This is a genomic window from Nocardioides sp. NBC_00850 (assembly GCF_045207335.1).
In the GTDB taxonomy this organism is placed as follows: domain Bacteria; phylum Actinomycetota; class Actinomycetes; order Propionibacteriales; family Nocardioidaceae; genus Nocardioides.
The window spans coordinates 3,051,638-3,069,244 of record NZ_CP108845.1 but is presented as its reverse complement, the minus strand read 5'-3'; the positions used below and the strand labels follow the sequence as shown (position 1 = coordinate 3,069,244).

The following is a 17,607-nucleotide window of genomic DNA, read 5'->3' as shown; positions in this document are numbered from 1 at the left end:
AGGCGGCATGAACGGGCTCGAGATCACGGTCGTGCTGGGTGCGGCCGTGCTGTTCGGCACGGTGCTCGCTCCCCGGCTGCGGATCGCGGTGCCGCTGGTGCTGGTGGTCTTCGGACTCGCGCTCGGGTTCGTCCCCGAGCTGCGCGAGGTCGAGCTGCCGCCCGAGACGGTGCTGTTGCTCTTCCTCCCGGTGATGCTGTTCTGGGAGAGCCTGACCACCTCGCTGCGGGCCATCAAGCGGGACCTGCGCGGCATCGTCATCATGAGCACGCTGCTCGTGGTCGCCAGCGCCTTCGGCGTCGCCGGGATCGCGTACGCGCTGGGGATGCCGTGGGAGGCCGCGCTCGTTCTGGGGGCCGCGGTCGCCCCGCCGGATGCCACCGCGGCGGCTGCGCTGGGACGTACGCTGCCGCGCCGCCAGTTCATGGTGCTGAAGGCCGAGAGCCTGACCAACGACGGCACCGCGCTGGTCATCTACGCCGTCGCCGTGGGGCTCGCGACCGGCGGGCACTACACCACGCTCGACGTCACCGGACTGGTGCTGCTCTCCTACCTCGGCGGCCTGGCAACCGGTGCCGCGGTGGCGGGTCTCGCCTTCCTCGTGATGCGGCAGCTTCACGAGGCCTTGACGATCAACATCGCGCTGCTGCTGGTGCCGTTCACCGCCTACCTCGTGGCCGAGCTGGTCGGCGCCTCCGGTGTGCTCGCGGTCGTCGTCGCGGGCCTGATCGTCTCCTACACCTCAGCCAGGATCAGCACCGCCGCGTCACGCCGGCTGACCGAGTCCGCCTGGCCACTGGGCTCCTATCTGCTCAATGGCGCCCTGTTCGTGCTCATCGGTCTCGAGGTGCAGACCGTCGCCCACGAGCTCGACGCCGCCGACCTCGTACGCCTCTCCGGTCTGGCGGTGGCGGTGTGGATCGCGCTCATCGTGATCCGCTTCGTCTTCCCCCAGCTCGCGGTCCTGGTCATCCGGCTCCTGGACCGGCGGCCCTCCCAACGAGCACGCCGGATGAGCTACCGGTCACGCGTGGTCGGCGCCGTCGCAGGCTTCCGGGGTGCGATCTCGCTGGCGATCGCGCTCTCGGTCCCCGTCACCCTCGACGACGGGAGTGGGTTCCCCGCCCGCGAGGACATCATCTTCGTGACCGCCGGGGTCATCCTGCTGACGCTCCTGGTGCAGGGCCCGCTCCTGCCCGCCGTCGTACGCTGGGCCGACCTGCCCGAGGACCATGCCGCTGAGGAAGAGCGCCGGCTCGCGGAGCGCGAGATCACCGAGGTCGCCGTGGCCGCACTCTCCGATCTCGCCGACGAGCACGGCGTCAGCGACGAGGTACGCGAACGGCTCGCCGGCGACTATCAGGAACACCTCGCCCTGGTGCAAGCCAAGGAGAGCGCCGGACGCGGCGATCCTGATGACGACCTGCTCGAAGCCATGCTCGAGCAACGCGGGGACGCAGGTCCCGTCGGCGAGGAGGCCCTGGCGCTGGACGCCGAGACGCCGCTGACCGTCCAGCTCGACGAGTACTCACCGCTGGCACGCAACGAGGAGTACACCCGCCTTCGCGTCGCGATGCTCGACCGCAAACGCGAGGCACTCCTGCGGCTGCGCCACAGCGGCACCATCGACGACTCCGTCGCCCGAGACATCCAGACCCGCCTCGACATCGAGGAGCTCCGACTCACCGGGATCGACCCGATCGACTGAGGGGCCGCTCAGCTGGACCTCAGCTCACGGCGCTTCGTCGTCGAGCAGCGGCTGCAGCTGCGCCTGGATCGCGGCGGGCGTGGCCGAGGTGCGCAGCACGACCACGGCCGAGGACGGCTCGAGTCCTGAGGGCTGATAGCGCTCGAGGGCCACCCGCATCGCCTGGTCGAACTCGCTCTCGGGGTCGGAGGTCTGGTCCCGGAGCCAGCGCCGGAGCACGTAGTTGTGGGCGGTCACGAGGTCGGCAGCCAGCAGATCGGCGCGCAGATGTCCGTCAGGCAGGTGGGACATCCACTCCCGCAGCCAGCGCGCGAACAGGCGCTGGTACTGCTGGATGCCACCCGTCTCTCGGGCGCGTAGGGCGGGCACCGAACCGACCAGGCGATAGCGCGCACGCGCCAGCTCTCCCTCGTCGAGGTAGTGACGCAGCACCACGCGCGCCGCCTCACTCAGCGCGACTGCGCGCGTGGCCGGGGTCGCGGCGGCCAGACGCTGGTCGATGCGACCGAGCAGCTGCTCGTGCTCGGGGAAGATCACGTCGTCCTTGGACCCGAACGCGCGGAAGAAGGTCGTGCGTCCGACGCCGGCACGGCGCGCGATGTCCTCGGCGGTCGTCGCGTCGAATCCGCGCTCCTCGAACAGTTCGTACGCCGCGGCGACCAGGCGATCCTTCGTCGTCGCTGATCGAGGCTTCTCGCTCATGATCTGAACCTACTTGTTGGTACGCCGTTCCGTCTATAAGGTACGGCGTACCAACAACAGGAGGCTGCACATGAACGGGTTCAACCGCATCGGCGTCGTCGGCGCCGGACTGATGGGCGCCGGCATCGCCGAGGTCGCCGCACGCGCCGGCAAGGACGTCGTCCTCATCGATGCCAACCCCGCGGCCGCCGAGGCCGGCCTCGACCGGCTGCGAGCCTCCCTCGAACGGGCCGAGCAGCGCGGCAAGATCAGCGACGCCGCCGAGGTGCTGGAGCGCATCACCCTCAGCAGCGACCTCGAAGCACTCGCCGACCGCGACCTGGTCATCGAGGCGATCGTCGAGGACGAAGCCGCCAAGACTGCGCTCTTCACCCGGCTCGACGCCATCGTCACCGACCCCGAGGCCGTCCTGGCCTCCAACACCTCCTCCATCCCGATCATGAAGCTCGCGGTCGCCACCGAGAGGCCGGCGCAGGTGATCGGGCTGCACTTCTTCAACCCGGTCCCCGTGCTCTCCCTGGTGGAGCTCGTGCCCAGCCTGCTGACGGCGCCGGAGACCACCGACCGCGTGCGTACGTTCGTCGAGAACGACCTCGGCAAGCACCCCATCGACTCCCAGGACCGGGCGGGCTTCGTGGTCAACGCGCTGCTGATCCCGTTCGTGCTCTCCGCGATCCGGATGCTGGAGTCCGGGTTCGCGACCGCCGAGGACATCGACCAGGGCCTCGTACGCGGCGCGGCCCACCCCCAAGGACCGCTGGCGCTCGCGGACCTCATCGGCCTGGACACGACCAAGGCCGTGGCCGAGTCGCTCTACGAGGAGTTCAAGGAGCCGCTCTACGCCCCGCCCCCGCTCCTCGCGCGGATGGTCGACGCCGGTCTGCTGGGCCGCAAGACCGGCCGCGGCTTCTACCACTACTGACCCCAGACCGACTGGACCCAGGAGGCACCATGACCGACGACTTTCCCTACCTCGAGCTCGCCGACCACCACCTCGACCTGCGCGAGGCCGTGCGCGCGATCGCGGTGAACAAGATCGCTCCGTACGCCGCAGAGGTCGACGCCGCCGCCAGATTCCCGACCGAGGCCTACGACGCGCTCGTCGCCTCCGGCCTCCAGGCGGCGCACGTGCCCGAGGAGTACGGCGGCGAGGGCGCCGATGCCCTGGCGACCTGCATCATCATCGAGGAGATCGCCCGCGTGTGCGCCTCCTCCTCCCTGATCCCCGCGGTCAACAAGCTCGGCAGCCTCCCGCTCATCCTCGCCGGCTCCGAGAGCCTCAACCAGCGCTATCTCCCGCCGCTCGCCGCCGGCACCTCGACGTTCTCGTACGCCCTCTCCGAGCGCGAGGCCGGCTCCGACACCGCCTCCATGAAGACCCGCGCCATCCTCGACGGCGACCACTGGGTGCTGAGCGGCCAGAAGTCGTGGATCAGCAACGCCGGCATCTCCGACTACTACACCGTCCTCGCCGTCACCGATCCCGACGGCCGGCGAGGATCCAACGTGAGTGCCTTCGTCGTGGAGAAGAGCGACGAGGGGTTCACCATCGGCGCACCCGAGAAGAAGCTCGGCATCAAGGGCTCCCCCACCTGCGAGCTGATCTTCGACGCCGTCTACCTGCCCGGCGACCGCATCATCGGCGAACCCGGCACCGGCCTCCAGCTCGCCCTCCGCACCCTGGACCACACCCGCATCACCATCGCCGCCCAGGCCGTCGGCATCGCCCAGGGCGCCCTCGACCACGCGCTGTCCTACGTGAAGGAGCGCCAGCAGTTCGGCAAGCACATCGCCGACTTCCAGGGGATCCAGTTCATGCTCGCCGACATGGCCATGAAGCTCGAGGCCGCCCGCCAGCTCGTCTACATCGCCGCCGCCAAGTCCCAACGACACGCCGGCGACCTGCCCTTCTTCGGAGCAGCCGCCAAGTGCTTCGCCAGCGACACCGCCATGGAGATCACCGTCGACGCCGTCCAGCTCCTCGGCGGCGCCGGCTACACCCAGGACTTCCCCCTCGAACGCATGATGCGCGACGCCAAGATCACCCAGATCTACGAAGGCACCAACCAGATCCAGCGCCTCGTGATGGCACGCCAGCTGCTCGGGAAGCGGTAGCCGGCAGCTGGCGGTGAGCCCGATTCAGCTCGCCCAGCAGTCGTCCCACGTCTCGTACGTCCGGTCGTCGGCGTACGTCGTCGACCAGCGGGCTTCCTCGACCGTCTCGACCTTCTCGACAGTGCCGTAGTAGGTCGTCGGCTTGGTGGGCGGCGTCGGTGCCGGGTCCACCTGGACGCTGACGTTCATGCAGGCGCTGGTGACGGCTCCGAGCAGAACCACGGGGGCGAGAGCTCGTACGCCAGACCACGTCGATGCTGTTCTCATGCTCACTCCTCAAACGGTAGGTCCGTACGCCGCCCGGTGGGAGGCACTGTCAGGGCACCCCTGCCGCTCAGCCGAGCAGCGGGTCACCCTCGGGTGGCGCGTCGGTGCGCCCGGCCGAACGGTTCATGGCGTGGTCGGGGAGCCAGAGCACGAAGGTGCTCCCGGCTGTGCCGTGGCTGACCAGCACGAGCCGGCCCTCGTGGCTCTCGGCGATCTGGCGGGCGATGGAGAGACCGAGGCCCGATCCGTCGGCGACCGCGTCGTCGCCGGACGTACCGTTCCCCCGGTAGAACCGGTCGAAGACGCGTTCCTGGTTCGCCTCGTCGATCCCCGGTCCCTCGTCGGCGACCGCGGCCCAGGCCCAGCCGTCGCGGCTGCCCATGCCGACCGTGAGGGTGGAGCCGGCCGGGGCGAGTCTGACCGCGTTGGACAGCAGGTTGGCCATGACGCGCTGCAGCGCGTCTGGGTCGCCGACGACGACCGGCCCACCATGGCTGCGCTCGACCACGCTGAGGCCGCGTGCCTCCGCCGGCAGCCGGTACTCCCTAACCGCCGCGGTGACCGCGCCGGCCAGGTCGACCTGACGGTCGGCGAAGGCCTCCGAGCGGCTGCGGGCGATGGCCAGCAGGTCCTCGAGGAGGCGGCGCATCCGGCGGGTCGCCTGGAGCACGACGAGACTGGCCTCGCGCCGTTCGGGGATCGTGGAGCGGTCGTTGGCGAGGACGGCCTCGACGTTGGTGTGGATGAGGGAGACCGGGTTGCGCAGCTCGTGGGAGACGTCCTCGACGAACCGGCGCTGGTCGGAGAACGCCCGGTCGAGGCGGGCGAGCATGGAGTCGATGGTGTCCGCGAGCGTACGCAGCTCGTCGTGCGGTCCGGTCGCGCCGATGCGCCGGGTGAGGTCGGAGGCGTTGATCTCCTGGGCGGTGCGGGTGATCGCGCCGACCGGGCGCAGCGCGCGCCCGGCCACCCACCAGCCGATGGCAAGGCTGAGGACGAACATCACGATCAGCGCGATGATCGAGTAGTTGCGCAACGTCTGGAGCGAGGCGTAGTTGACCGCCTCCTGGACATCGGCGAAGTCCGCGGCCTGGAACTCCTGGCCAGGCTTGTAGACGATGTGGCCGTCCTCGGTCTCGAACTTCTTGACCGTCACCGGGTCCAGCGGCGCGGCGCTGATGCTGCTGGAGAGCGCGAGATAGACCCCGGCGAGCAGCAGCGCGGTCACCCCGAACAGGAGCGAGGAGTACGTCAGGGTCAGCCGCACCCGCACGGTACGAAGCCACCGAGGCACCAGCCGACCCGGACCCTCGCTCATGCGGTCGCGCCCTGGTCCAGCTCGGGCAGGTCACGGAGCCGGTAGCCGCGGCCGACGACGGTCTCGAGCGCCGGAGCCTCCTCGCCGACGGTGAGCTTGCGCCGCAGGGTGCCGACGGTGACCCGCACGGTCTGGGTGAACGGGTCGGCGTTCTCGTCCCACACGTGCTCGAGGAGCTCCTCGGCCGAGACGATGTAGGCGGGCCGGGTCATCAGATAGCGCAGGACCGAGAACTCCTTGAGCGTCAGCCCGAGCTCCCGGTCACCGCGCCGGGCCAGCTGCCGGGCGGTGTCGAGCCGGATCGGCCCGTGCGTCAGCACAGCGGAGCCATCGCTGCTCGGCCGGCGCAGCAGCGCACGCAGCCGCGCGGTCAGCTCGGCCAGCTCGAACGGCTTGGTCAGGTAGTCGTCAGCGCCCACGTCGAGGCCACGGACCCGGTCGTCGAGACGGTTGCGGGCGGTGAGCATCAGGATCCGCGGTGCCTCCTCGCCGGGGATCTCCAGATCCCCCGTACGCAGCGCCGCGGCGACCTCGAAGCCGCTGCCGTCGGGCAGGTTGATGTCCAGGACGACGAGGTCGTAGGCGTTCACGCCGAGCTTCTCCAACGCGTCGGTCACCGATCCGGCCCCGTCGACGGCGTACCCCTCCCGCTGCAGCGCGACCCGCAGGGCGCTGACCAGGCCCGCCTGGTCCTCGACGATCAAGACCCTCACGCTCAAGAACGGTAGCGCGTGGCCGGGCCGGCGCCCATGCGTAGGACGTAATCGCTCTGTATCGGTTCCGCCCAGCTCTTTCGGATCACTTTCGGTGCCGTTTCCGCTGGTTTTCGCCCTTCTTCGATGTGATCGGTGCTCAGCAGACCCATCCAGGACACAGCCAGCCAGGGAGGTCCCCCATGTGGGAGACAGAGCAGAACCAGCCGATCACCGAGCCGATCCGGTCCGACATCGGGACCACTGCCGTCCTCGAGCGGGTGCTGTTCGAGGTCAAGCGCGTCGTCGTGGGCCAGGACCTGATGATCGAGCGGATGCTGGTCGGGCTGCTCGCCCGCGGCCACGTGCTGCTCGAGGGTGTGCCGGGCGTCGCCAAGACCCTGGCCGTACGCACCCTCGCCGACGTCGTCGGCGGCTCGTTCGCCCGGCTCCAGTTCACCCCGGATCTGATGCCCTCCGACATCGTCGGCACCCGGGTCTGGCGCCCGTCGGCGGAGCAGTTCGACACCGAGCTGGGACCGGTCTTCGCCAACCTCGTCCTCGCCGACGAGATCAACCGGGCCCCGGCCAAGGTGCAGTCGGCGCTGCTGGAGGCGATGGCGGAACGCCAGGTCAGCATCGGGGGCACCAGCCACCGTCTGCCCGACCCGTTCCTCGTCCTCGCCACCCAGAACCCGATCGAGAACGACGGCGTCTACCGGCTGCCCGAGGCCCAGCGCGACCGCTTCCTGCTCAAGGTCGACGTCGGCCACGTCGACGAGCTCGAGGAGATGACCATCATCCAGCGGATGGGCACGCATCCGCCGCGTGCCGAGCAGATCCTCGACGCCACCGCGCTGCGGCACCTGCAGTCACGCGCGGACCAGGTCTTCGTCCATCACACCGTCGCGCAGTATGCCGTCAAGCTCGTCATGGCGACGCGTACGCCGCATGCCTACGGGCTCCGCCACCTCGAGGGCCTGCTGGCCTACGGCGTCAGCGCCCGCGGCAGCCTGGGCCTCATCACCGCAGGTCGTGCCCTGGCTCTGCTGCGCGGGCGCGACTACGTGCTGCCCGGCGATGTCGCCGACCTGGCCGGCGACATCCTGGCCCACCGGCTGGTACTCACCTTCGACGCCGAGGCCGACGGGGTCGACCCCCGCGCTGTCGTGGACGCCGTCCTCGCCGTCGTCCCGCAACCGCGGGCGACGCCGAGCGACGACGACTCCGAGACCGCCGAGCCGACGCCCGATGCGGAGCTGGCCTCGTGAACCCGGCACGGCGTTCGCCCGACGGCGCCTTCCGGAGGCTGGACCTGACCGTCCAGCGCCGGGTGAGCGGGCTGCTCCAGGGCGAGACGGCAGGACTGCGGCTCGGGCCGGGCAGCGACGCCGAGGAGCTGGTCCCCTACTCCCCCGGCCACGACGTACGCCGCATCGACTGGAACGCCACCGCCCGCCTCGGCGACCCGCACGTCTGGCTCACCCAGGCCGAGCACGAGCTCGAGACCTGGGTCCTGGTCGACCGCACGCCCAGCATGGCCTTCGGGACCGCGCTCGCCGAGAAGGTGGAGGTCGCCGAGGCGACCGTCTCCGCGATCGGCATCGTGGCCGACGGCCCCGGCAACCGGGTCGGGCTCGGGATCCTCGATGCCGGCGGCGTACGTTGGCGCCCGCCCACCACGGGTCGCCGGGTCGCCCGCCGGCTGCTGACCTCGGAGCCACCTTCGCCGCGTAGCGGCGGCGCGGCGACCAACGGAGTCACCTTCGCGACAGCGCTGGTCGAGCTCGGCCGGCGCGCCCGGATCCCCGGGCTGCGGGTGATCGTGTCCGACCTGCTGCCCGCGGGCGGGACCTGGGAGCGGCCCTTCGACTGGGAGCCCGCGCTGCGGCGGCTCACCGCACGCCACGACGTGATCGTCGTCGAGATCGTGGACCCTCGCGAGCTCGACCTGCCCGCGGTCGGCCACGTCACGATCCTCGACCCGGAGACCGGCCGTCAGCACGAGGCCGACACCTCCGACCCGCGGCTGCGGGCGGCGTACGCCGAGGCGATGAGGTCGCTGCGCGAGCACAACGCGGAGGCCGTCCGGACCGCGGGTGCGGACCACCTCAGGGTCTCCACCGACGACGACTGGGCACGCCTGCTCATCCGCCTGCTGCGCCGCCGGGCACGGCATCCTCGACCGGCCCGCTCACGCGCGGCCACGGCCACCCACTGACCGGAAGGAGCCCACGATGAGACTCACCCAGCCCCTGTTCCTGCTCGCGCTGATCCCGATCGCCCTGCTCGCCATCGGCTACCTGGTGATGCAGCGCCGCCGGATCAAGTACGCCCTCCGGTTCGCCACCGCGCCCATGCTCGAGCGCCTCGTCCCCCACCGTCCACGCTGGCGCCGCCACCTCGCCGCCGGGCTGGTCGTCGGCGCCTTGGCCCTGCTGGCGGTCGCCACCACCCAGCCCCAGGTCCGGGCGCAGGTGCCGTACGAACGCGCCACGATCCTGGTCGCCATCGACACCTCCGCCTCGATGACTGCCGAGGACATGTCACCCAACCGCCTCGAGGCCGCCAAGGCAGCCGCCGTCGACTTCATCGACCAGCTGCCACCGCGCTACAACGTCGGGCTCGTCAGCTTCTCGAGCGGTGCCCGCGTCGTCTCCAGCCCGACCACCGACCACGCCCTGGTCGCCCGCAGCATCGAGGGTCTCGGCCCGCCCGATGGCGGCACCGCCATCGGTGAGGCCGTCTACTCCTCGATCAACGACCTGCGGCAGATCCTGGACGAAGCCGCCGCGGGCGGCCCGTCCGCCTCACCCTCGCCCGACGGCTCCACGGACGACACCGACGAGGAAGGCTCGCCGGCCCACCTCGTACTCCTCTCCGACGGCGGCAACTCCGCCGGTCGCAACCCGGTGGCCGCGGCCGAGGCCGCCCGTGAGGCGGGACTGCCGGTCTCGACGATCGCCTACGGCACCGAGGGCTCCAGCGCCGCCCTACCCGGCGGACAGTCGGTCGAGGTCCGCGAAGACACGCTGCGCGAGCTGGCCGACACCACCGGCGGCCAGTTCTACCGCGCCTCCAGCGCCGACGAGCTCCGCGAGGTCTACGACGACATCGGCACCCTCGTCGGCTACCACGTCGAACACCGCGAGATCACCGTCTGGGTCGTCATCGGCGCCATGGTCCTCGCCTTCGCTGCTGCCGCGCTCTCCCTGCGCTGGTTCGCCCGGCTCATCTAGCCACCTCGAAATCCAGGACAGGAAGGCACTCTCGTGAACGACACCGCATCACCCGGGCCCGGCCTCGGTCGGCCCACCGGACCCCAGCAGTGGACCATGTCGGCGCCGCCCGCCCGCGCCCTCCGTCCGCTCCAGCCCCCGCCACCACCACCCCCGATCCGACCAGTCGCACCCCCGCCGGCACCACCGGCCGCGCCGAGCCCGACCCCCCTGTCGGCGCCCCCTCCGGCACGACGTGTGGTGCGTGACCGCTACGGCAGGGTGCGGCTGGTCGCCCCACCACGCTCCCCCGACGCGACCCCGCCACAGGGCCGGCCGGCCGGTGCTCACCCGGAGCCGCCCGCCGCGCTGGCCAAGCGGCCGCGACGTACCCGCACCGTCACGCTCACCCTCGCGGCGGCCGTTGTCGCGGGCGCGGCGACCAGCGGCGCGATCACCCTCGTCGCCCCCGACGGCGAGCCCGGCGCAGGCACCATCGCCGCACCGGCCCCAGACCCGCAGGGAGGGGCGCCGACCAACGCCACCGAGGCCGCCGCCCAGCGCATCCTGCCCAGCGTGGTGCAGGTCCGCGCGGGCCGCGGCACCGGCTCCGGAGTCGCCATCGACGGCGTCGGCCACGTGGTCACCAACGCCCACGTCGTCCAGGGCTCCGACTCGGTGAGCCTGGTGCTGTCCGACGGCAGCACCACCTCGGGCCGCGTCATCGGCAGCGACGAGCGCAACGACATCGCGGTGATCGCCACCAACCCCAATGCCGTACGCGCCGCCACCATCGGTCAGAGCGGCAACCTCCGGATCGGACAGCCCGTGATCGCCGTCGGCTCGCCGCTCGGCCTCAACGGCACGGTGACCTCCGGCATCGTCAGCTCACCCCACCGCTCCTCCGGATCGAGGCCCGAGATGATCCAGACCGACGCCGCCATCAACCCCGGCAACTCCGGCGGTCCCCTGGTCGACCTTCAGGGCCGCGTCGTCGGGATCAACACCTCCATCGCCACCCTCGGCGGCCCCAGCGGCAACATCGGCATCGGCTTCGCCGTCCCCATCGACCGCGTACGCACCGTCGCCCAGGCCCTGATCAGTCAGGGCTGAGCGCGACGGCGGGATGGCTCACCCGACCGGGCAGTCGGTCAGCTCAGCCACGCCCGGTCGCCGATCACCGCGGCGAGCTCGTCGGTGCGTTGATCGGTCCATCCCGGAGGCGGCAGGATCGCCGCCCAGGCGTACACCGGTGCGGTGCCGAACTGGTGGCCCTGCCCGCTGGGCACGGAGTTGGCGGAGAACTGGTCGACACCCAGCTGCAACATCGTCACCCCGGGGATCCAGCGTACGTTCGGGGAGACGCCGCGGCCGCGCTCCTCCTCCAGCCAGTCAGGGCGCTCCAGCGCCAGCGACGGCGACCACCAGGTGATCGGGTCGTTCGCGTGCTGGAGATACCCGATCCGGGTGCCCTCCCAGGCGCCGGGCAGCCCCCACTGCTCGGGTCGGTCGGCGAAGCGTACGACCTCGCCGTCGTCCACGATCGGCAGCACCTGAGGGGTTCCCGGATCGCGTTCCTCGGTGAACCGGTTCCAGAGCCGGTTGTCGGCGGTCGGGCCCACGAACAGGGCGCCATCGGTGCGGGTGGCGAGATCCTGGGCTCCGCTGAAGGCGGCCTCGCCGCCGAAGCTGCCCAGGCTCTCGCCGCTCACCACGAGAAGTGGACGTTCGGCCTCGGGGATCTCCAGCCAGCGTCCGTAGACGGCGTCGAAGAGCGCAAGGCCCGCGTCCTGCGCACGCTGCCGGTCCAGGACGAAGGACATCCAGCTCGGCAGGTAGGAGTACTGCAGGCTGACCGTCGCTGTGTCGCCACCCCACATGAACTCCAGCGCCTGGGCCTGGTTCTCGTTGATCCAGCCTCTGCCGGTGCCGGTCACCACGTTGATCACCGCCCGGTCGAACCCGCCCAGCGCGTCGAGCTCGGCCACCGCGGCCTGCGCCTCGTTGCGGATGTGGACGCCTTCGTCGCCAGCTCCGATGTAGGCACGCACCGGCTGTTCGGCAGGCTCCTGGGTGAACTCGCCGATGTCCGCGGCGGTGGGCGCGCTCGCGATGAAGACCCGTCCCTGGCGGCCCAGGTCCTCCCATGCCTGGGACGAGGCCGGGCCGGCGGTGAGCTCGGGCGTCGTGGGCTCGGGTACGCCGGTGGTGAACTCCTCGTTGATCGTGGCAAAGCTCGCGTCGAGTGCTCCCAGCAGCCGGTTGCCGCCGACTCCGATGGCCAGCTCATAGATCAGGACGGCAGCGATCAGGCCACCGATCACAGTGGACGCGGCAGCGGGAAGGAAGCGGCCGACGAACCGGCCGATCGAGCGGCCCAGCGCCCTGATCCCCCGCGACAGCCCCAGCAGCAGCGCGAACAGCACCGCGGTGATCAGCACGGCGAGCACCAGGTGCCAGACGCCCACCCGGTCGGCCCCGACCAGGTCGCGTACCTCGTTCTCCCACCTCAACGACAGCCCCAGCACGATCAGCGTGCCGACGCCGGCGACGACGGCGAGAACCCGCCACGCGACCACCCGCGCCCGGCCGGCCAGCCGGCCACCGCAGCTGCGGACCAGCCATCCGGCCAATGCGCCAGCGCCGTACCCCGCCAGCATGCACAGCGCGGTGAGCAGCGCCTGGAAGAGCGCCGTCCGCGGCATCAGTGACGGGGTCAGCGACGCCCAGAGAAGCACCACGGTGCCGGCCGTCGCCGCGAACGGCGCTCGCAGCTGCCCTCGCAGCATGCTGACCGCGCGGGCGACCCGAGTGCGCCAGATGTCGCTCATCACCACGACCCTAGCGACGGACGGCGGGCGCCGACTCCCTTTCCTCGGCGAAACCTGGACGGACCCCGTCACTTCGCAGGGTGGACCATCGCATCCACCGCGACGGTCACGGCCAGGATGAGCGCAGGATCCTCGCCTGGTGCGACCTCGACGCCGTAGGTGTCCCGGACGCGGAACCACTTCTTGGACACTTCGGCGATCTTGCGGCCGTCGGCTTCGACGTCGTACTCGTGGTCGACGATGTTGCCCTGGACCGTCCAGTCCTCCCCCTGCTTGCGGTCGACCTTCCAGCGTTCGCGCAGCGGTGAGATGAGGGCCTTGTGCACGAGGGCGAGCTGTTCGCCGTCGGCGTCCTCGATCGCCATCGAGTCCCGGATGTGCAGGACCCTGGTCTGGATGCGGCAGATCTTGTTGCCGTTGGCGTCCTCGAGATCGAACGTGTCGCGCAGCCGCAACGCCTTGCCGTCGACGTGGAAGACGCGGTCGCCGTCCTCGTTCTCGATCCAGTAGTCGTCGCCGATCGAAATCATCTTCTGGCGCATCTGGAAGCGGTGGGCGCTCCCGCCGCGCCCGAAGGCCTCACGTTCCTCTTGGCGCTTCTCGCGTCGGTCTCGAAAGCCCATCGTTGTCTCCCTTCACAGGACCATCCCAGCGTCGTCGCAGGCGAAGCGGGGCGGATCACACGTTCCGGGTGAGGTGGACGGATCGGATCGGACATCAGATCAAGGGCATGAGTTCTGACTCTGCCACCACCGAGGCCCCCGCTGCCGCGAAGATGAGTTTCCCCACCCTGACCGCGATGGTCGTGGGCGGGATGGTCGGCGCCGGCGTCTTCTCGCTGCCGGCCCGGTTCGGGGTCGCCACCGGCATCCTCGGCTCGCTGATCGCCTGGGCGATAGCGGGAGCCGGGATGCTCATGCTGGCGTTCGTCTTCCAGAGCCTCGCTATCCGCAAGCCCGAGCTCGACTCCGGGGTCTTCATCTACGCCAAGGCCGGGTTCGGCGACTACGCGGGCTTCAACTCCGCGATCGGCTTCTGGGCCAGCTCTGTGGCCGGCAACACCTTCTACTGGGTCTTCATCGGCGCCACCATCGGCGCGTTCTTCGACGGGTTCGGCGACGGCGACACCGTGCTCGCGGTCGCGCTCTCGACCGTGGGCGTGTGGCTCTTCCACTATCTGATCGCGCGCGGCGTCCGGGACGCCGCGGTGATCAACCGGATCGTCACGATCTTCAAGGTGCTGCCGATCCTGGTGTTCATCGTGGTGCTCTTCATCTCCTTCGACGCCGGTGTCTTCGCCGACAACTGGGTAGCCACCGGTTACGGCGATCTCGGCAGCCTCGACGAGCAGATCCGCAACACGATGCTGATCACCACCTTCGTCTTCATCGGCATCGAAGGGGCCAGCGTCTACTCCCGCTACGCCAAGAAGCGCGAGGACGTCGGGAAGGCGACGGTGCTGGGCTTCCTCAGCGTGCTGTCGATCTTCGCGCTGGTCACCCTCTCCAGCTACTCCGTCGTCCCGCAGCCGGAGCTGGCCGCCACCCGGCAGCCGTCGATGGTCGGGGTCTTCGAGTCGGTGGTCGGCGACTGGGGCGAGGTGTTCATCAGCGTCGCGGTGATCGTGTCGGTCCTGGGTGCCTACCTCGCCTGGACGCTGATGGCTGCGGAGGTCATGTACGTCCCGGCCCGCTCCGACGACATGCCCGCCTTCCTGGGTCAGGAGAACCGGAACGGCACCCCGATCACCGCGCTCGTGGTGACGTCGCTGGGCGTCCAGGCGCTCCTCGCCCTCACCCTGTTCGTCAACGACGCGCTCAACTTCATGCTCGATCTCGCCACGAGTCTGGCGATCCTGCCCTATCTCCTCGCCGCCGCGTACGCACTCAAGCTCGGCCTGACCGGCGAGGCGTACGAGGGGGTGCCGGCCGGCGTACGTCGCAAGGAGACGATCGTGGCCGGCATCGCTACGGCGTACACGATCTTCCTCTTCGACGCCGCTGGGCTGAAGTTCGTGCTGCTGATGACGCTGATCCTCGCGCCGGCGTCGCTGCTGTACATCAAGGCCCGCAGCGAACGTGGCCGGCGGATCTTCAGTCCCACCGAGATCGCACTGTTCGGCGCGATCCTCATCGGAGCGGCGCTCGGCGTCTTCGGCCTGTGGTCCGGCCGGATCTCCCTCTGACCTCCCGTCCCCAACAGAAAGGCATCTCCATGTCCGAGCAGGAGCCCGCGTACGGCGTCCACTCCGAGGTCGGCAGGCTCAGGAAGGTGCTCGTCTGCGCACCCGGCCTGGCCCACCGCCGGCTCACTCCCAGCAACAACGACGAACTGCTCTTCGACGACGTGATGTGGGTCGAGAACGCCCAACGCGACCACGCCGACTTCGTGAACAAGCTGACCCAACGTGGTGTCGAGGTCGTCGAGCTGCACGACCTGCTGGCGCAGACGCTCGCGGTCGCCGGCGCCAAGGACTGGATCCTCGACCGCAAGATCGTGCCGAACCAGGTCGGTCTCGGGCTGGTCGACGACACCCGCACCTACCTCGAGTCGGTCTCGGACCGGCAGCTGGCGGAGTTCCTCATCGGCGGTCTCGCGACCAACGACCTGCCCGGCGACTTCCGCTCCGACTACGTCGGCCTCGCCCGGGAGTCGACCGGTGCCCGGGAGTATCTGATGCCACCGCTGCCGAACACGCTCTACACCCGGGACACGACCTGCTGGCTGTACGGCGGACTGACCATGAACCCGCTCTACTGGCCGGCCCGCAAGGACGAGACACTCCTCTACAAGGCCATCTACCAGCACCATCCCGACTACGTCGGCTCGACCGTGTGGTGGGGCGACCCCGAGAAGGACTGGGGTCAGGCCAGCTTCGAGGGCGGCGACGTGATGCCGGTCGGCAACGGAGTGGTGCTCGTCGGCATGAGCGAGCGAACCTCTCGCCAGGCGATCACCCAGGTCGCCAAGGCCCTCTTCGAGCAGGGAGCCGCGGAGAAGGTCATCGTCGCCGGGATGCCGAAGCTGCGGGCCGCCATGCACCTCGACACCGTGTTCACGTTCGTCGATCGCGACATCGTCACGCTCTATCCGACGATCATGGACGCTGTACACACCTTCACCCTGGTGCCCTCCGACAAGTCGCCCGGGGTCGAGGTGATCGACCACGGCGACGCGGCCTTCGTCGACGTCGTGGCGCAGGCCCTCGGACTGCCCGAGATCCGGGTGATCGACACCGGCGGGGACGTCTACCAGTCCGAGCGACAGCAGTGGGACAGCGGCAACAACGCGGTCGCGCTCGAGCCCGGCGTGGTCTTCACCTACGACCGCAACACCCTCACCAACACGCTGCTGCGCAAGGCGGGGGTCGAGGTCATCACCATCGTGGGCGCCGAGCTCGGCCGCGGCCGGGGTGGCGGACACTGTATGACCTGCCCGATCAGCCGTGATCCCGTGGAGTTCTGAGACCTACGCGGCCGCGAAGTGAGCACACCGGAGGGCCCCGACGTAAGCGACGCCCGCCCCGGACGTCGCGCCTGGATCACGCGCATCGTCCTGCTGGTGGTGGCGGCGCTCAGCACCGTCACCGTCGTGCGCCTGGTCGGGCGGGTCGACTGGGAGGCGGCCCGGGACGCGCTGACGCACCTCAGCTGGTGGCATGCCATCGTGCTGCTCGCCGTCGTGCTGGCTCGTCAGATCCTGCTGGCGATGCCGCTGAGGTTCTTCATCCGCGGGGTGACGTTCTACCGGGCCACCATCAACGACCTCGGCGCGACGCTGATGTCGCTCATCGCGCCACCGCCGAGCGACATCGCGCTACGGGTCGCGATGTTCAAGTCGTGGGGAGTCAGCCCCGCCAAAGGCCTCGCCGGCACGGTGATGAACTCGCTGACGTTCTACATCGCGCGGTTCTCGGCCCCGCTCTTCGGATTCATCCTGTTGCTGACCGTCGGCGAGGCCCCGTCGTTCCGGTGGCTCGAGCTGCTCAGCATCGCGGTCGCGGCCACCATCCTCGTGACCGTTCTCATGGTCGTACGCAGCGACCGGCTCGCGCGCACCGTCGGAACCCGCACCGGACTCATCGTCCGCCGGTTCCGGAAGTCGGTCGACCCCGATCGTTGGGCCGACGCCTGCCAGAGCTTCCGTGCCGACATTGCCGAGCGGTTCCACAGCGGGTTCCCCCTGGCGGTGCTCTCTCAGGTCGGCATGATGGTCGTCGACCTCGCGGCGCTGATTCTGTGCCTGCGCTTCGTCGGGGTCACGGCGGACGAGGTGAGCCTCGTCTGGATCGCGATCGCCTACCTGTTCGCCTTCCCGTTCACCGTGTTCCCCCTCTGGGGGATCGGCATCGTCGACGCCCTCATCCTCGCTGCCCTGGTCGAAGCCGGTGGCCACGAGGTCGAGGCGGCGGCCGTCGCCGGCCTGATCGTGTGGCGGGTGTTCACCGTGGGTCTGCCGGTGCTGCTCGGCGCCGTCGCCGTCGCGGCCTGGCGGCGCGAGGTCGCGACGGCCGATGCCTCCCCGGGTGCCCCCACACGTCCCGGGTGAGGTGGAGAGACTGCTACTTCTTGAACTTGTCCTTGACGTCCTCGACGGTGTTCTTGGCCGAGGCCTTGGCCTGATCCCTCTTCCCCTCGGCCTTGAGGGAGTGGTTGTTCGTCGTCTTCCCAGCAACCACCTTGGCCTTGCCGAGGGCCTCCTTGGCGGCGTTCTTGGCCTTGTTGATCATGCTCATCGTCGGTCTCCTTCGGTTGTG

Annotated in this window: 17 protein-coding genes; 10 read left to right on the top strand and 7 right to left on the bottom strand. The window is 70.1% G+C overall.

The window, feature by feature from the left end:
* Positions 1–7: 7 nt before the first annotated feature.
* Positions 8–1,708: a Na+/H+ antiporter gene (locus tag OH802_RS14890; RefSeq protein ID WP_406029207.1), complete on the top strand. Its 1,701-nt coding sequence runs from the start codon at positions 8–10 to the stop codon at positions 1,706–1,708.
* A gap of 24 nt (positions 1,709–1,732) precedes the next feature.
* Here the strand turns inward: OH802_RS14890 and OH802_RS14885 are convergent, their stop codons facing one another.
* Positions 1,733–2,410 (bottom strand): TetR family transcriptional regulator, encoded by a 678-nt coding sequence (locus OH802_RS14885; RefSeq protein ID WP_406029205.1) that lies wholly within the window; start codon positions 2,408–2,410, stop codon positions 1,733–1,735.
* A gap of 70 nt (positions 2,411–2,480) precedes the next feature.
* Between OH802_RS14885 and OH802_RS14880 the strand changes: the two genes are divergently transcribed.
* On the top strand, positions 2,481–3,332 hold the full coding sequence (locus OH802_RS14880; RefSeq protein ID WP_406029203.1) for a 3-hydroxybutyryl-CoA dehydrogenase: 852 nt from the start codon (positions 2,481–2,483) through the stop codon (positions 3,330–3,332).
* 29 nt (positions 3,333–3,361) lie between these two features.
* Entirely contained in the window at positions 3,362–4,525 is a 1,164-nt protein-coding gene (locus OH802_RS14875; RefSeq protein WP_406029201.1) for an acyl-CoA dehydrogenase family protein, read from the top strand.
* Between the two features lie 24 nt (positions 4,526–4,549).
* Here the strand turns inward: OH802_RS14875 and OH802_RS14870 are convergent, their stop codons facing one another.
* The 3 genes from OH802_RS14870 to OH802_RS14860 form a co-directional block, all read right to left on the bottom strand.
* Complete coding sequence (locus OH802_RS14870) at positions 4,550–4,792, bottom strand: hypothetical protein (RefSeq protein WP_406029199.1); 243 nt, start codon at positions 4,790–4,792, stop codon at positions 4,550–4,552.
* A gap of 67 nt (positions 4,793–4,859) precedes the next feature.
* Positions 4,860–6,110 (bottom strand): sensor histidine kinase, encoded by a 1,251-nt coding sequence (locus OH802_RS14865; RefSeq protein WP_406029197.1) that lies wholly within the window; start codon positions 6,108–6,110, stop codon positions 4,860–4,862.
* Complete coding sequence (locus tag OH802_RS14860) at positions 6,107–6,823, bottom strand: response regulator transcription factor (protein ID WP_406029195.1); 717 nt, start codon at positions 6,821–6,823, stop codon at positions 6,107–6,109. The genes OH802_RS14865 and OH802_RS14860 overlap by 4 nt, the downstream gene beginning before the upstream one ends.
* A 182-nt stretch (positions 6,824–7,005) precedes the next feature.
* Between OH802_RS14860 and OH802_RS14855 the strand changes: the two genes are divergently transcribed.
* From OH802_RS14855 to OH802_RS14840, 4 genes are all read left to right on the top strand, one after another.
* Positions 7,006–8,073, top strand: a complete 1,068-nt coding sequence (locus tag OH802_RS14855; protein WP_406029193.1) for an AAA family ATPase — start codon at positions 7,006–7,008, stop codon at positions 8,071–8,073.
* Entirely contained in the window at positions 8,070–9,023 is a 954-nt protein-coding gene (locus OH802_RS14850; protein WP_406029191.1) for a DUF58 domain-containing protein, read from the top strand. Before OH802_RS14855 ends, OH802_RS14850 begins: the two co-directional genes overlap by 4 nt.
* A gap of 16 nt (positions 9,024–9,039) precedes the next feature.
* Entirely contained in the window at positions 9,040–10,041 is a 1,002-nt protein-coding gene (locus tag OH802_RS14845) for a VWA domain-containing protein (protein ID WP_406029189.1), read from the top strand.
* Positions 10,042–10,281: 240 nt separating this feature from the next.
* On the top strand, positions 10,282–11,133 hold the full coding sequence (locus OH802_RS14840) for a S1C family serine protease (protein ID WP_406029187.1): 852 nt from the start codon (positions 10,282–10,284) through the stop codon (positions 11,131–11,133).
* Between the two features lie 38 nt (positions 11,134–11,171).
* Here the strand turns inward: OH802_RS14840 and OH802_RS14835 are convergent, their stop codons facing one another.
* Together OH802_RS14835 and OH802_RS14830 are read right to left on the bottom strand one after the other, a co-directional pair.
* Positions 11,172–12,851, bottom strand: a complete 1,680-nt coding sequence (locus OH802_RS14835) for an alpha/beta hydrolase (RefSeq protein WP_406029185.1) — start codon at positions 12,849–12,851, stop codon at positions 11,172–11,174.
* A gap of 68 nt (positions 12,852–12,919) precedes the next feature.
* A complete protein-coding gene (locus OH802_RS14830; RefSeq protein ID WP_406029183.1) occupies positions 12,920–13,474 on the bottom strand; it encodes an LURP-one-related/scramblase family protein in 555 nt (184 codons plus the stop codon).
* A 107-nt stretch (positions 13,475–13,581) separates the two neighbouring features.
* Here OH802_RS14830 and OH802_RS14825 point away from each other — a divergent pair, with 107 nt between their 5' ends.
* The 3 genes from OH802_RS14825 to OH802_RS14815 are packed head-to-tail and all read left to right on the top strand — an operon-like array spanning position 13,582 to position 17,399.
* Positions 13,582–15,036 (top strand): basic amino acid/polyamine antiporter, encoded by a 1,455-nt coding sequence (locus tag OH802_RS14825; RefSeq protein ID WP_406029181.1) that lies wholly within the window; start codon positions 13,582–13,584, stop codon positions 15,034–15,036.
* Positions 15,037–15,065: 29 nt separating this feature from the next.
* On the top strand, positions 15,066–16,316 hold the full coding sequence (locus tag OH802_RS14820; RefSeq protein WP_406029179.1) for an arginine deiminase: 1,251 nt from the start codon (positions 15,066–15,068) through the stop codon (positions 16,314–16,316).
* An 18-nt stretch (positions 16,317–16,334) separates the two neighbouring features.
* Complete coding sequence (locus tag OH802_RS14815; protein WP_406029177.1) at positions 16,335–17,399, top strand: lysylphosphatidylglycerol synthase domain-containing protein; 1,065 nt, start codon at positions 16,335–16,337, stop codon at positions 17,397–17,399.
* A 13-nt stretch (positions 17,400–17,412) separates the two neighbouring features.
* Here the strand turns inward: OH802_RS14815 and OH802_RS14810 are convergent, their stop codons facing one another.
* The gene (locus OH802_RS14810; protein WP_406029175.1) at positions 17,413–17,586 is read right to left on the bottom strand and encodes a CsbD family protein; all 174 of its coding nucleotides are present in this window, start codon (positions 17,584–17,586) and stop codon (positions 17,413–17,415) included.
* Between the last annotated feature and the right edge of the window lie 21 nt (positions 17,587–17,607).

Bases quoted from the DNA above. Each gene is read 5' to 3' on its own strand.
- OH802_RS14890 (WP_406029207.1), top strand. From the start codon at position 8: ATGAACGGGCTCGAGATCACGGTCGTGCTGGGTGCGGCCGTGCTGTTC.
- OH802_RS14885 (WP_406029205.1), bottom strand. From the start codon at position 2,410: ATGAGCGAGAAGCCTCGATCAGCGACGACGAAGGATCGCCTGGTCGCC.
- OH802_RS14880 (WP_406029203.1), top strand. From the start codon at position 2,481: ATGAACGGGTTCAACCGCATCGGCGTCGTCGGCGCCGGACTGATGGGC.
- OH802_RS14875 (WP_406029201.1), top strand. From the start codon at position 3,362: ATGACCGACGACTTTCCCTACCTCGAGCTCGCCGACCACCACCTCGAC.
- OH802_RS14870 (WP_406029199.1), bottom strand. From the start codon at position 4,792: ATGAGAACAGCATCGACGTGGTCTGGCGTACGAGCTCTCGCCCCCGTG.
- OH802_RS14865 (WP_406029197.1), bottom strand. From the start codon at position 6,110: ATGAGCGAGGGTCCGGGTCGGCTGGTGCCTCGGTGGCTTCGTACCGTG.
- OH802_RS14855 (WP_406029193.1), top strand. From the start codon at position 7,006: ATGTGGGAGACAGAGCAGAACCAGCCGATCACCGAGCCGATCCGGTCC.
- OH802_RS14845 (WP_406029189.1), top strand. From the start codon at position 9,040: ATGAGACTCACCCAGCCCCTGTTCCTGCTCGCGCTGATCCCGATCGCC.
- OH802_RS14835 (WP_406029185.1), bottom strand. From the start codon at position 12,851: ATGAGCGACATCTGGCGCACTCGGGTCGCCCGCGCGGTCAGCATGCTG.
- OH802_RS14830 (WP_406029183.1), bottom strand. From the start codon at position 13,474: ATGGGCTTTCGAGACCGACGCGAGAAGCGCCAAGAGGAACGTGAGGCC.
- OH802_RS14825 (WP_406029181.1), top strand. From the start codon at position 13,582: ATGAGTTCTGACTCTGCCACCACCGAGGCCCCCGCTGCCGCGAAGATG.
- OH802_RS14820 (WP_406029179.1), top strand. From the start codon at position 15,066: ATGTCCGAGCAGGAGCCCGCGTACGGCGTCCACTCCGAGGTCGGCAGG.
- OH802_RS14810 (WP_406029175.1), bottom strand. From the start codon at position 17,586: ATGAGCATGATCAACAAGGCCAAGAACGCCGCCAAGGAGGCCCTCGGC.